9 protein-coding genes are annotated in these 14,722 nt (G+C 51.1%); all 9 read left to right on the plus strand.

Features of this window, described 5'->3' with window-relative positions:
* Window positions 1–12: 12 nt before the first annotated feature.
* The 9 genes from ACFVTB_RS09900 to ACFVTB_RS09940 all read left to right on the plus strand — a co-directional run bounded on the left by ACFVTB_RS09900 (window position 13) and on the right by ACFVTB_RS09940 (window position 14,705).
* The gene (locus ACFVTB_RS09900) at window positions 13–984 is read left to right on the plus strand and encodes a carbohydrate kinase family protein (RefSeq protein WP_387747982.1); all 972 of its coding nucleotides are present in this window, start codon (window positions 13–15) and stop codon (window positions 982–984) included.
* A complete protein-coding gene (locus tag ACFVTB_RS09905) occupies window positions 963–2,243 on the plus strand; it encodes a glycoside hydrolase family 125 protein (protein ID WP_387747984.1) in 1,281 nt (426 codons plus the stop codon). The genes ACFVTB_RS09900 and ACFVTB_RS09905 overlap by 22 nt, the downstream gene beginning before the upstream one ends.
* 30 nt (window positions 2,244–2,273) lie before the next feature.
* A complete protein-coding gene (locus tag ACFVTB_RS09910; RefSeq protein ID WP_387747986.1) occupies window positions 2,274–5,306 on the plus strand; it encodes a glycoside hydrolase family 2 TIM barrel-domain containing protein in 3,033 nt (1,010 codons plus the stop codon).
* A 44-nt stretch (window positions 5,307–5,350) separates the two neighbouring features.
* Window positions 5,351–6,286: an aldo/keto reductase gene (locus tag ACFVTB_RS09915; protein ID WP_387747988.1), complete on the plus strand. Its 936-nt coding sequence runs from the start codon at window positions 5,351–5,353 to the stop codon at window positions 6,284–6,286.
* A gap of 2 nt (window positions 6,287–6,288) precedes the next feature.
* On the plus strand, window positions 6,289–7,044 hold the full coding sequence (locus tag ACFVTB_RS09920) for a sugar phosphate isomerase/epimerase family protein (RefSeq protein WP_387747990.1): 756 nt from the start codon (window positions 6,289–6,291) through the stop codon (window positions 7,042–7,044).
* A 31-nt stretch (window positions 7,045–7,075) separates the two neighbouring features.
* On the plus strand, window positions 7,076–10,210 hold the full coding sequence (locus ACFVTB_RS09925) for an alpha-mannosidase (RefSeq protein ID WP_387747992.1): 3,135 nt from the start codon (window positions 7,076–7,078) through the stop codon (window positions 10,208–10,210).
* A gap of 90 nt (window positions 10,211–10,300) precedes the next feature.
* Entirely contained in the window at window positions 10,301–12,166 is a 1,866-nt protein-coding gene (gene iolD, locus ACFVTB_RS09930) for a 3D-(3,5/4)-trihydroxycyclohexane-1,2-dione acylhydrolase (decyclizing) (RefSeq protein ID WP_387747994.1), read from the plus strand.
* Window positions 12,167–12,228: 62 nt separating this feature from the next.
* Window positions 12,229–13,224: a 5-dehydro-2-deoxygluconokinase gene (gene iolC / locus ACFVTB_RS09935; RefSeq protein WP_387747996.1), complete on the plus strand. Its 996-nt coding sequence runs from the start codon at window positions 12,229–12,231 to the stop codon at window positions 13,222–13,224.
* Window positions 13,225–13,244: 20 nt separating this feature from the next.
* On the plus strand, window positions 13,245–14,705 hold the full coding sequence (locus ACFVTB_RS09940; protein WP_387747998.1) for a CoA-acylating methylmalonate-semialdehyde dehydrogenase: 1,461 nt from the start codon (window positions 13,245–13,247) through the stop codon (window positions 14,703–14,705).
* Window positions 14,706–14,722: the final 17 nt, after the last annotated feature.

Genomic DNA, 14,722 nt, shown 5'->3' on the forward strand with positions numbered 1-14,722 from the left:
GAGGGAGACAGGATGGTAAAACATTTCGATGCGGTAGTCATTGGCGACGCCAATGTCGATCTGGCGGTAGTAGGAGCAAATGAAATACCGCTGCCAGGTCAGGAAGTTTATGTGGATGAGGTCATGCTCAATGTTGGAGGAGGAGCGGCTATCTTTTCTTTGGCGCTCGCTAAACTTGGCCAACGCGTGGCATTCAACGGCGTTTTGGGAGATGATCTATATGGACGTTATGTCCGGGAGCATTTCGCCAAATATGGTATCGATACCAGAATGATAAAAACAAGCAAAATTCATCAAACGGGCATTTCGATTGCTTTCAATCCGGATCAAGATCGTTCCTTTATTACCTATGCCGGCACGAATACGGAGCTGCGCATGAATGAGCTTGATTATGAGCAAATCGCGCAAGGCAGACATGCTCATATTACGGGATATAAAGGAAAAAGTAATCATGAAGCTTATATTCAAATGGCGAAGGAACTGAAAGCGAGAGGGATGACCATCTCCTGTGATGTAGGTTGGGATGATACGGGAGAATGGTATAAAGGCATCTTTGAGTTTATGAGCCATGTTGATGTCTTTCTAATGAACGAAACGGAGGCTTTGCATTACACAGGTCTTGAAGATATAAATGAAAGCTTGCGCTTCATGTCCCAGTATTGCGGCAATGTTGTCATTAAGCTGGGAGCGCAAGGCTCCGCAGCCATTAAAGACGGCGTAATTACGCATCAAGCGGCGTTCCGGGTAGAGTCCATTGATACCACTGGAGCAGGAGATTGCTTTAATGCCGGCTATTTATCGGGTTTTCTAACCGAACAGGATGTGCAGAACAGTCTCATTCTCGGAAATGCCTGCGGCGCGAAATCGGTGTCCGCGTATGGCGGAAGCACAGGCTTAATTGACGGCGCGGATTTGCAGCAATTTATTGCCCGGCAGCAAGCGGATAAAGGAGCGGATCAAGTATGCAACTCCCAAGCTCAGTAATCGCCTTGTTAGAAGAAGCGAATGAGAAGCTGGCCAATGAGCCAAAGCTGCTTGAGCTGTTTAAAAACTGTTATCCGAATACGCTGAAGACGACTACGACGGCATTGTCGGACGGCACGACCTTCGTCATTACCGGCGATATTCCGGCCATGTGGCTGCGTGATTCAGTAGCGCAGGTGAGACATTACTTGCCGCTTGCCGCAGAGGACAAGGAGCTTCAGCAAATCATCGAGGGCTTGATCGAAAGGCAAATCAACTACATTCATATCGATCCTTATGCCAATGCGTTTAACGCCGAGCCGAACAGCAATCGCTATGATGAGGATTTGACGGAGCTGACGCCTTGGATCTGGGAACGGAAATATGAGATTGATTCGCTTTGCTACCCGATTCAGCTGGCTTACCTTTATTGGAAGGCGACAGGACGCAAGGAAGTATTTACGGAGCAATTCCGCGCAGCCGCCAGTATCATCATGAAGCTATGGAAGGTCGAGCAACACCACTTCGAGGATTCGCCTTACCGGTTTGCCCGCGAGAATTGCCCGCCTAGCGATACGCTGCGCAATAATCGGATGGGGATGCCGGTTAATTATACAGGGATGACCTGGTCCGGATTCCGACCTAGCGATGACGCGTGCACCTTTGGATACTTGATTCCGTCTAATATGTTTGCCGTGGTCGTGCTTCGTTATATTGCGGAAATCGCCAATGATGTGTGGAAAGATAAAGCATTGGCTGCACTTGCCGAGGAGCTTCGCGAGGAGATCGACTTCGGCATTCAAAATTACGGCACGGTGCTGCATCCGAAGTATGGGCGCATTTACGCTTACGAGACGGACGGCTTCGGCAACTACAATCTGATGGATGATGCCAACGTGCCAAGCCTGCTGTCGATCCCTTATCTCGGTTATACAGATGCTAACGATCCGATCTATAAAAATACGCGTCAATTTTTGCTCAGCACGGATAATCCGTACTATCATGTGGGCAAATATGCGCGGGGAATCGGCAGTCCGCATACGCCAAAAGGCTTCATATGGCATATCAGTCTGGCTATGCAGGGACTCACCTCCGTGGACGATGCGGAAATCAATGAATTGCTGGAGACCTTCAAGCGGACGGATGCGGGGACAGGCTTTATGCATGAGGGCTTCGATCCCGACGATCCTGCGAACTACACAAGACCATGGTTTGCGTGGGCGAACAGCTTGTTTGCAGAAATGATTCACAAGCTGATGATGAAAGGGCATTTTAACTAGCTTTCTGTACCTGAAAGGAGCGGATAATTGGTGCTGAAAATAAATCGTTATTGGGAAGACTTAAACGTTATGCAAGTTAATCGAGAGGCAGCTAGAGCTCATTATATTCCTTACGGCGATAAGGAAGGCGCAAGCACGGGCAAACGCGGCTATTCGCCCTATTATCAGCTTTTGAACGGGATATGGAAATTCCAATATTACGGCAGCGTTGCGGACGTGCCGGCTGGTTTCTATGAGGAGCATACCGATGCGCAGCAGTGGGACGATCTGATCGTTCCTTCCTGTTGGCAGATGCAGGGCTACGACCAGCGTCATTATACCAATTTGAACTATCCGTTTAACGTGGATCCGCCATTCGTACCGACCAACAATCCGGCGGGCACCTATGTGCGCGAATTTAATATTGCTGACGATTGGGAAGCGAAAGAGAAGTACATCGTATTCGAAGGTGTAAACTCTTGCTTCTATTTGTGGGTAAACGGCGAATTTGTCGGTTACAGCCAAGGAAGCCGCGTGCCTGCGGAATTCAATATATCGTCCCAGCTTCGCCCGGGAAAAAATCGGCTGGCGGTACTCGTCTTGAAATGGTGCGACGGTTCTTATCTTGAGGATCAGGATGCATGGCGCTATACGGGCATTTTTCGCGATGTCTATTTGCTAGCTCGCGATACTGTTCATGTCAGAGACGTATTCAATCGTCAATCTTTCGAGGAGGGCTTTGCCAAAGCGGTGATGACCACGGAGATTGAGACGACAGGATTAACGGCTGTCGCAGGCGAGCTTAAAGATGCTGAAGGTCAAACGATTGCTTCTGCCATTGCCGTTATTGACGGCAAAGGAGCTCTTACCTTTGAAGTGCAGCAGCCGAAGCTGTGGAATGCCGAGCAACCGTATTTGTACCGGCTGTTTATTACGAGCGGGGAAGAGGTAATGAGATTTCCCGTCGGCTTCCGTGAGATTAAGGTGGCGGACGGACAGTTTTTCATAAACGGTCAATCGATCAAGTTAAAGGGCGTGAATCGTCATGATTCGCATCCTGAGCTTGGGCAGACGATTCCGGTTAAGCATATGATTCAAGATCTTGTATTAATGAAGCAGCACAACGTCAATACGATTCGGACAGCGCATTATCCGAACGATTCTCGTTTTATGGAGCTGTGCGATGAATACGGATTTTATGTGATCGATGAGGCGGATCTGGAGACGCACGGAATGGGAATTGCCGGTCTGGAGTGGAGCCAGGAGAGCATTCACCGGTTATCCGCTAACCCAGAGTGGCGCGAAGCGTTCCTTGATCGCATTGTGCGGGTTGTGGAGCGGGACAAAAACCATCCATGCGTAGTGATGTGGTCGCTGGGGAATGAGTCCGGCTATGATGCCAACCATATTGCCATGGCGGAATGGACGAGAGAGCGCGATCGCTCGATTCCGATTCATTATGAAGGCGCAGCGCCTATTAATAAAGGATTGACCGACACGGCATGTCTGGATGTCGAAAGCCGCATGTATACCTCCGTCCCGGAAATAGTGGCTTATGCTACAGACGAGAACAATACGAAGCCTTTATTCATGTGCGAGTACAGCCATGCAATGGGACAAGGACCAGGCGATCTCCGCGAGTATTGGGATGCCTTCTATCAGCATCCGAAGCTCATCGGCGGCTGCGTATGGGAATGGGCTGACCACGGCATATTGCAGCATACAGATGACGGTGCGCCGTACTACGCTTACGGCGGGGATTTCGGAGACACGCCTAACGACAAGCATTTCTGTATCGATGGACTTGTAGCGCCTGATCGCGTGCCGCATACCGGCTTGCTGGAGTTGAAGTATGTCATGGCTCCGGTTGGCGTGAAAGCTGTCGATCTGCAAGAAGGCGTCCTTGAACTGGAAAACCGCTATGATTTTGTTGATTTGTCTCATTTGGATGTTTATTGGAAAATCGAATCGCGTGGAAGCACGGTTCAACAAGGCCGGTTGGCAGCGCCAGCTATCGCACCCCATCGCTCCGGTAAGGTAACGATTCCATACCAGCTGCAACAAGCGGATACTGGCGAACATATGCTGACGGTATCCTTCAAGCTTAAACAGGAGACAAGTTGGGCAGACAGCGGCTACGAGCTAGCCTTCGCTCAATTTGAGCTTCCTGTACAGCAGTCGGAATCGAAAGCCGTATTCCGTCCGAAACACCAGCTGCAAGTCACCGGGCAGGGGCCGCTTTTGCAAGTGGAAGGCTTTGATTTCCGTTATGCGTTTAATCTTACAACCGGTATGCTGCAGTCGATGGAGCGCAATGGCGTTGCTATGCTGGCGGCTCCGACGCAATACAACATCTGGCGTGCGCCTATCGACAACGATTCGCAAATTAAAGAAAAGTGGCAGGATGCCGGCTATGACCGGGCTGTCATGAAAACTTATCATACGCAATGGAGTCAGGAGACTGACGGTTCTATTCGACTGGAAAGTTCTTTCTCGATGGGAGCGGTCGGCAAGTTTGTTCTTCTTTGCGGCATATCGGTATGGAAGATTGCCGACAGCGGCGAAGTGACGGTCAAGACGGACATCAACGTTGCCGAGGGACATCCATTTCTTCCGCGCTTTGGGCTTCAGCTCATCTTGCCGCAAGAAATGGAACAAGTCGAATACGAGGGGCTTGGTCCGGACGAGAGCTATATCGATAAGCGCCAATATGTACGGAAAGGCCGGTTCAGCTCTACAGTAAAGGGAATGTTCGAAAACTATGTCATGCCGCAAGAGAACGGATCTCGTTATGGAACAGAGTGGGCGGTAGTAGCGAATAAGCAAGGCATGGGATTGCGCTTTGCGGCTGCTGAGCCGTTTTCGTTTAACGCTTCCCATTTCATGCCGGAGGATTTGACTTCAGCGATGCACACCTATGAGCTGAAGGCGCGCAGAGAAACTATCGTTCATTTGGATTACAAGATGAGCGGAGCAGGGTCGAACGCTTGCGGTCCTGAGCTGCTTCCCGAATACCAATTAAATGATCAGACATTTGCATTCGAGCTGAATATCCGTCCGATTTTCAGCGAGGATGAGGAATAAAGAGCGGCATTGCGATTGGCGAGACATCAAAGGAGGAGTTCATAATGAAGCAATTGCATATTCCGGGTGTAGACAAGCCTCTCTCCCGATTAGTAATGGGCACAGGCGATTTAAGAAAGCTGGAGGAGCCGCAGCGCCAGATGCTGGCTGCCTATATTGAAGCGGGCGGCAACGTATTTGATACAGCTCATCAATATCGCGGAAGAGAGCAGGTGCTTGGACAATGGCTTGCCGAAAATAACTTGCGGGAAAAGGTCGTTATTTTGTCTAAGGGCGCCCATCACGATGACGGGAGCCCGGGCGCACGCGTGAACCCGGAAGCGATCCGCAAAGATCTGATGGAAAGTCTGGAGCGTCTAGGCACTTCCTATGTGGATCTGTATGCGTTGCACCGTGATGATCCGGCAGCACCAGTCGGCCCGGTTATCGAGGAGCTTAACGAGCATCTGGCAGCGGGGCGCATTCGCGTAATTGGCGCGTCGAACTGGAGCCATCAGCGTGTTCAGGAAGCGAATGATTATGCCGCCGCTCACGGCTTAATCGGTTTTACCTTTAACAGCCCGAATCTGAGTCTGGCAAAACCGAACGAGCCTCGCTGGGAAGGATGCGTATCCGCAGATTGGAGCACTTGCCAGTGGCATACTGCAAATCAATTGCCGCTGCTATCCTGGTCGGCGCAGGCAGGCGGCTTCTTCTCCGGCCACTTCACGCCGGACAATCGGTCCGATGAGGAAATGGTACGTGTTTATTACAACGACAATAACTGGGAACGATATAACCGTTCCGTTCAAATCGCGAAGGCAAAAGGGGTTACGCCAATTCAGGTTGCCTTGTCCTACGTATTGAATCAGCCGTTTCCTACGTGTGCAATCATTGGTCCTCGCAGTCAAGAAGAGATGCAATCTTCGATTGAGGCGATGAACTTGGAATTGACGCCTCAAGAAGTTGAGTGGCTTGATTTGATCCGGGAGGAGATTTAAATATGAAGATCAGACATCAATTGGCGGCGCAGCTGTCCACTGTTCGCAAGGAACTGAAGGTGGACTTCGAAGGGGTACTGCGCGAGCTGCACAAAATGGGCTGGACAGCTGTTCAGATCGACGGTTTGCACGGCAATCCGGCAAAGGATATTGCCGCCATTATGAACGAGCTGGGACTCAAAACAGCAGGCATGCATGTCGGCCTTGAACGAATGAAACATGATTTGGACGCCGTTTTGGAGGAAGGCCGTCTTTTTCAAACCAGGGATTTTATTTGCCACTCGCTTCCGGACGGCTTGCAAACGCCTGAAGGCTACGCAAGCGTGCGCAGCGATCTATTAAGCGTAGCGGAAAAGGTAAAAGGAACGGGCTTCCGTCCTGGCTATCACAATCATGATTTTGAGTTTCACACGAAGCTTGAAGGCAAATACGCGCTTGAATATTTGCTGGAAGACCCCGCTATTTATCCGGAAATCGATACGTATTGGGTCCGCAAGGGCGGTCTTGATCCTCTAACCTTCATTAGCAATTATGCAGGGCGTATGCCTATTTTGCATTTAAAAGATATGACTAGCGATGGAAAAGAGTATTTTGCAGAAATCGGAACGGGTCTTATCGATTTTGTACCTATCCTGCGCTGGGGACTGGCCAATGGCGTCGAATGGTTCGCGGTCGAGCAGGACTATTGCCCGGGCAGCCCGCTGGACAGTTTAGCGCTTAGTCTAGAGAATCTGCTAAAGCTCGAAGAGCAGCTGTAAGCATAATGTTATTTTAGGAGGGCGAGAGCCAATGTTATTTACAGAGAAAAAGCTGGGCGCAAGACTTAAAGAGCTGAGCAAAACTCGCTATAGAGACGTTATCAAGCTGGAAGGCTTCTGGGCTACGGAAGACGAAGCGGGAGCGATCGGCACAAGACCGCCAGCGGCAGCTTCTTCCACAAAGCTGATGACAGGCGAAAGCTGGGTTGGCCGGGACCGTTATTTGTGGCTGACAGCTAACGCAGAAATCCCTGCTGCATGGGCGGGCAAAGCGATTATGGGCCATTTTGATTTTGGCGAAACGGGCGGAGGCAATAACAGCGGCTTTGAATCGTTGTTTTATTGGAATGGAACGCCGTATCAAGGCGTGGATTCCAACCACCAAGAGGTTTTCCTTCCAGAGAATGCTGCAGGAACAACAGGTCAAATGGATATTCGCCTATGGTCCGGTCTCGAAGGCGGCGGAGTGCCGCGCGATCAGAAGCATACGATCAATGTGGCCGAGCTTTGCTGGCTGGATGAAAAAATAGACGATCTGTATTACACAGGCCGTGCCGTGCTGGAAACAATCGAAACGCTGGATTCGAACAGCCCTGACCGCGTAAGTTTGCTCAAAGCGCTCGACCGTGCATTTTTGCTGATTGATTGGGCAGTGCCAGGATCCGAGGCGTACTGCGAGTCTGTATATACAGCCCGCGAGCAGCTGCTTGCGGAACTGAATGAAATGGAGAAAACTCATCCCGTTACCGTAACGGCAATCGGACATACCCATATTGACGTGGCGTGGCTGTGGCGTCTGAAGCATACAAGAGAGAAGTGCGCACGCTCCTTCTCGACCGTATTGCGCTTAATGGAACGTTTCCCGGATTATGTTTTCCTGCAAACGCAGCCTCAGCTCTATGCTTACATTAAAGAGGATTATCCTGAGCTTTACGAGCAAATTCGTGAACGCGTTCGCGAGGGCCGTTGGGAGATCGGCGGGGGCATGTGGCTGGAGGCGGATTGCAACTTAACCTCCGGCGAATCGCTTGTACGTCAATTCCTGTTCGGAACACGTTTTATGCGTGATGAATTTGGTGTAGAAAGTACCTATTTGTGGCTGCCGGATGTATTTGGCTACAGCTGGGCGCTTCCGCAAATACTGCGCAAATCGGGTTTTGATGCGTTTATGACGACGAAGATTAGCTGGAACCAAATCAACCGCATGCCGCATGATACGTTTAAGTGGCGCGGTATTGACGGCTCCGAAATCGTTACGCATTTTATTACAACGCCGGATGACTGGGAGGAAGCAAATTCATTCTTCTATACGTATAACGGTTTGATTACTCCGCAGACGGTAAAAGGAACCTGGGATGCCTATCAAGACAAAGAGGTCAACCAGGAATTGCTGTTGTCCTACGGCTACGGTGACGGCGGAGGCGGGGTTAACCGCGAGATGCTGGAAATGCGCCGCCGTCTGGAGGATATGCCAGGACTTCCGAATGTGAAGACGGGCAGAGCGGACGACTACTTCAAGCGTCTGGTGAAAACGGTGGAAGAAAGTGATCGTTATGTGCATGTATGGGACGGCGAGCTCTATTTGGAGTATCATCGCGGAACGTACACCAGCCAAGCGTACAATAAAAAGATGAACCGCAAGCTGGAGCTGCTGTACCGTGAAACCGAGTGGCTGCATGCTTTCTCGGCGACAGCCCGCAAGGATTGGAGCAGCTACCCGCAGGAAGACATTAATCGCGGCTGGGTGATTATTCTTCGCAACCAGTTCCACGACATTATTCCAGGAACATCCATTGCCGAGGTTTATGAGGATAGCCGTCTTGAATATGCAGAGGCGCAGCAGCTAGCCGATCAAGCTTGGACGAATGCGGCGAGCGCACTAGGCGTAACGAAAGCGAACGAAGGACAAATGACGGTTCTGAACAGCTCGCCTTGGCAGCGCGAAGATCTTATTGCCATTGAAGGCGATGCCGATGGCGTCTGGTACGATGCAAACGGCCAAGAGCTGGCAGCTCAATACCAGGAGGGACGCTGGCTCGTGAAAGCTCCGTCGGTGCCTTCGCTTGGGATGGCGGGTATTCGCTTCCAGTCAACTGCCGGCGATTCGAAAGCAGCAGCAGAGTCTCCGTTCCGCTTGAACGGAAGTCAATTGGTAACGCCTCACTACGAGCTGGAATGGAACGAGAACGGTCAGCTCATTCGTATTTTTGACTTAGACAACAACCGTACTGTATTGGCTGAAAAAGCTCGTGGCAACGTGCTTCAAGTATTTGAAGATAAGCCGCTTCATTTCGATGCATGGGATGTAGATATTTTCTATCAGGAAAAAATGCGCGAAATTACCGATCTGGTCTCTGTCGAACTGGTGGAGAACGGGCCTCTGGCTGCAACGGTCGTCTTCAAATGGCGTTATGCTAAGTCATCGATTACGCAATCTATGACCGTTTATGCGGACAGCCGCAGAATTGACTTTAAAACTGATATCGATTGGCAGGAGCATCAGCAGCTGCTTAAGGTTGCGTTCCCTGTGGACGTTCGTTCGACGGAAGCGACTTATGACATTCAATACGGCAACGTGAAGCGTCCGACGCATTGGAACACAAGCTGGGATTGGGCGCGCTTCGAAACGGTAGGTCACCAATGGGCGGATCTGTCGGAACGCGGCTACGGCGTCAGTCTGTTGAATGATTGCAAATACGGTTACGACATTAAGGATAACGTTATTCGCTTGTCCTTAATTAAATCCGCTATCGATCCTGATCCAAATGCAGATATCGGCGAGCATTCGTTCACCTACTCCTTGTTCCCGCATAGCGGCGACTGGTATGCAGGCGGAACCGTACAAGAAGCATGGGCGCTTAACAATCCTTTGACAATCAGCAAAGCGGAATTTGCGCAAGCGCCAGTTTCCTTGTTCAATCTCTCTGCTTCGAATGTAATGGTGGACGCGGTTAAAAAAGCGGAAGACAGCGATATGTTGATTCTGCGCGTACATGAATTTGCCGGTGTGAGAACGCAGGTAGAACTCGGAAGCGATTATGGCATCTCGTCCATTCAGGAAGTCGATCTGATGGAGAAGCCGCTGGCGAACGGTGTGTTATCCGCTCCTGCCTTTGAGCTTAAGCCTTATGAAATCAAAACGTTCCTGGTCAAACTAGAAGGCTAATCGGGGAAAAAGAGGCGAGGCGACCGGCGGGCTGTTCGATGGAACAGCCCGCCTTGGTCGACCAATCTACAAAGTAACGAGGTCTTGCTAATGGAAACGATTCGTTTAACGATGGCGCAAGCGCTGTTGAAATTTTTGGACCGGCAATATTTATCTGTGGATGGCATCGAAACTAAGTTTGTGGCCGGCGTCATGGGCATTTTTGGTCACGGTAACGTAACGGGTATCGGAGAAGCGCTGGAGCGCCAGCCGGGTGAGCTTGCGTTTATTCAAGGGAAAAATGAGCAGGGGATGGTGCATGCCGCCGCTGCCTTCGCCAAGCAAAAAAACCGCAAGCAAATTTACGCTTGTACGACATCAATCGGCCCGGGTGCGCTGAACATGGTGACTGGAGCGGCTACCGCTACGGTTAACCGTATCCCGGTTTTGCTGCTGCCAGGAGATAATTTTGCATCGCGTCAGCCTGATCCGGTTCTTCAGCAGCTGGAAAATCCAAGCGATTATACGATTTCGGCCAACGATCCGTTTAGAGCGGTAAGCCGCTATTGGGATCGCATTGTTCGTCCAGAACAGCTCATGACATCACTTCTGCAAGCGATGCGGGTATTAACCGATCCTGCCGATACGGGAGCTGTGACGCTGGCGCTGCCGCAGGATGTACAGGCGGAAGCGTATGATTATCCGGTATCTTTCTTTGACAAGCGTGTTCATTATATAGACCGTAGACCGGCAGCAGCGGAAGCGATTGCTCGCGCAGCCGCGCTAGCGGCAGGCAAGAAGCGGCCGCTTATAATCGCGGGAGGCGGCGTTCATTATGCGGAGGCAGTGAGTGAGCTGCATGCCTTTGCCGAAGCGCTTCAAATTCCGGTGGCGGAAACGCAGGCTGGCAAAAGCGCCATGCCTTGGAATCACCCGTTAGCCGTTGGCGGCGTAGGAACAACAGGCACGCTTGCCGCAAACCGGCTGGCCGCCGAAGCGGATTTGATCATTGCTGTCGGGACGCGCTTGTCGGACTTCACGACAGCATCCAAGTCGGCATTCCGCCATTCGTCGGTTTCTTTTCTTAACATTAACGTTAACTCCTTAGACGCTGTCAAGCTGGAGGGAACGGGGGTTATAGCCGACGCCAAATTAGCGCTGCCCGTCCTTCAAGCGGCCTTGCAGGAAAGTGGATACAAGCCAGCATACAAGGATGGCGAGCTGGCGGCGTTAAAGTCGGAATGGGATGCCGAAGTAGACCGATTGTACGCTCTAGAGAGCGAGGAAGGCTTTACTCAAACGAAGGCGCTGGGGATCGTCAACAGCTTCCTTGGCGAGAAAGATGTTATCGTCGCGGCTGCAGGAAGCTTGCCGGGTGATTTGCACCGCGTATGGCGTGTGACTCAGCCTAAAACTTATCATATGGAGTATGGCTTCTCCTGCATGGGCTATGAAGTAAGCGGCGCTTTCGGCGCAGCGCTGGCAGAGCCCGATCGCGAGGTCTATGCGATGGTCGGAGACGGAAGCTATTTGATGCTTCATTCCGAGCTGGTCACAGCGATTCAGGAAGGTGTCAAAATGACGGTTGTCTTGTTCGACAATCATGGCTTCCAGTGTATTCATAATCTTCAGCGAGGCCATGGCAGCGAAGGCTTCGGCAATGAGTTCCGTTACCGTTCTTCATCAACAGGCAAGTTAAGCGGAGGCTATATGCCAATTGACTTTGCTGCGCATGCTCGAAGCTTGGGCGCTGCGGCTTACAAGGCCACGAACGCGGAAGAGCTTGAACAAGCGCTTGCCTCAGCCAAAGCAGAGAATGGGCCTGTGCTTGTCGAGATTAAAGTGCTTCCGGGTACGAATACGGTTGGCTATGAGTCGTGGTGGCATGTCGGCGTGCCGGAGGTATCGTCCAGCGATAAGGTGAAGCAAGCTCATGAACAGATGCAAACAGACCGTAAGGCCGCTAGACCTTACTAAAATCAGTAGGGGGAAAGTCCAAGTCCCCCTAACTGTTTTAAAGAAAGAAGGGACATGCCGTAATGGAGTCTATTACATTTGCAGCAGACCGGCCGCTGGATTTTACAGCTATTGGCCGTTTGTGTATCGATTTAAATGCTAACGAAATTAACCGTCCGATGGAAGATACGGTTACCTTTACGAAATATGTAGGGGGATCTCCGGCTAATATTTGTATCGGAATGGCTCGCCTTGGTATGAAAACGAGCTTCATCGGCAAGCTGGCGGATGATCAGATGGGCCGCTTCATTCACCGTTATTTGCAGAATTCTGGTATCGATACCAGAGACGTCGTTACGGACCATACCGGCGCTGTAACCGGTCTTGCCTTCACGGAAATCAAAAGCCCGGAGGATTGCAGCATACTGATGTACCGCGATAATGTGGCCGATCTGTTGCTGGCTCCCGCCGAGGTGAATGAGACGCTTATTGCAAGCAGCAAGGTATTGCTTGTATCCGGTACAGCACTCGCCAAAAGCCCTTCACGCGAAGCAGTCTTGCTTGCCTTGCAATATGCGCGCAAGCATGGCACGAAAGTGGTTCTCGATATCGACTACCGCCCTTATACGTGGGCATCTACAGATGAAACGGCGGTCTACTACAATCTTGCAGCCGAGAAAAGCGATATTATTATCGGGACGCGAGAAGAGTTCGATATGCTGGAGAAATTCAGCGATAACCCAGAGCATAGCGATGAGGTTACGGCCAAGCAATGGTTTGATTGCCATGCCGAAATCGTCATTATTAAGCACGGCAAGGACGGCTCGATTGCTTATGACAGGAACGGCGGCAGCCATACAAGCGAAATATTCCCGGCGAAAGTTGTAAAAACCTTCGGAGCGGGCGACTCGTATGCTGCGGGCTTTATTTACGGCTTAATGCAAGGCTGGTCGATCAGCCGGAGCATGTCATTTGGCAGCGCATCAGCGTCAATTGTTATTTCGAGCCATAGCTGCTCCGACGCGATGCCGACTCGCCAGCAGGTGGACGCGTATATAGAAGCGGCAGGAAGAGCATAAATGTGAGGAGAGATGTGTGAATGACTCAGGACAACAAACCGGTAACGCTTCGTAATTTTATTGGCGGAGTATGGACAGCCTCGACTACGCAAGCTGTCGAGCCTGTATACAACCCGGCAACAGAAGAAATTTTGGCTTACACGCCGCTTTCGGTACGTGAGGATGTTGATGCAGCAGTAGCTAGCGCTAAAGCAGCCTTCGGTTCTTGGAGCAAAACAGCTGTTCCCCGCAGAGCGCGCATTTTGTTTAAATATCAGCAGCTTCTTGTCGATAACTGGAGCGAGCTTGCGAAGCTGATTACGCTCGAAAACGGCAAGAGCTATGAAGAAGCTTACGGGGAAGTACAGCGCGGAATCGAGTGTGTTGAATTTGCGGCGGGCGCGCCATCCTTGATGATGGGCAAGCAGTTGCCGGATATCGCCACTAATCTGGAGTCTGGCATGTATCGTTATCCAATCGGCGTTATTGGCGGCATCACGCCGTTTAACTTCCCGATGATGGTGCCATGCTGGATGTTCCCGCTTGCGATAGCATGCGGTAATACATTTGTATTAAAGCCTTCCGAGCGTACGCCGCTGCTTGCGAATCGCTTGGCTGAGCTGTTCAAGGAAGCCGGTCTTCCAGACGGCGTATTGAACCTTGTTCATGGCGCGCATGATGTTGTAAACGGACTCTTGGAGCATCAAGACATTAAGGCGATTTCCTTTGTCGGCTCGCAGCCGGTAGCGGAGTATGTGTATACAAAAGCATCGGCCAACGGAAAACGAGTACAAGCTTTGGCAGGAGCCAAAAACCATTCCATCGTGATGCCTGACGCGGATATGGACGGAGCTGTTAAGCAAATTATTAGTGCCGCATTTGGCTCAGCCGGCGAGCGCTGCATGGCTTGTTCGGTAGTAGTCACAGTTGGAGCTGCTGCGGATGTACTGATTGAGAAACTACTTGAGGCTGCCAATGCCATTACGATCGGCAACGGCATGCATGAGAAGGTATTCCTTGGTCCGGTCATTCGGGACTCTCATAAAGATCGTACGCTTCGCTACATCGCAGCAGGCGAGAGCGAAGGCGCCGAGCTGCTTCGCGACGGCCGCACAGACGAAGCGGCAGGCGGTGCGGGCTACTTTGTTGGTCCAACTATTTTTGACAAGGTTACGAGCGAGATGTCGATTTGGAAGGATGAAATTTTCGCGCCGGTACTGTCCATTGTGCGTGCTGAAACTTTGGAGGAGGCCATTGAAGTGGCGAATCGTTCCGAATTTGCGAACGGCGCTTGCATCTTTACAAGCAGCGGTGCGAGCGTAAGACAGTTCCGCGAAAATATCGATGCTGGTATGCTTGGCGTTAACTTGGGTGTTCCTGCACCGATGGCTTTCTTCCCGTTCTCGGGCTGGAAAAAGTCATTTTACGGCGATCTTCATGCCAACGGAACAGACGGCGTAGAGTTTTTCACACGTAAAAAGATGATTACGACACGTTGGTAAACTAGCAAGGAAGTACA

The organism is Paenibacillus sp. NPDC058071 (assembly GCF_042885235.1).
GTDB lineage: Bacteria > Bacillota > Bacilli > Paenibacillales > Paenibacillaceae > Pristimantibacillus.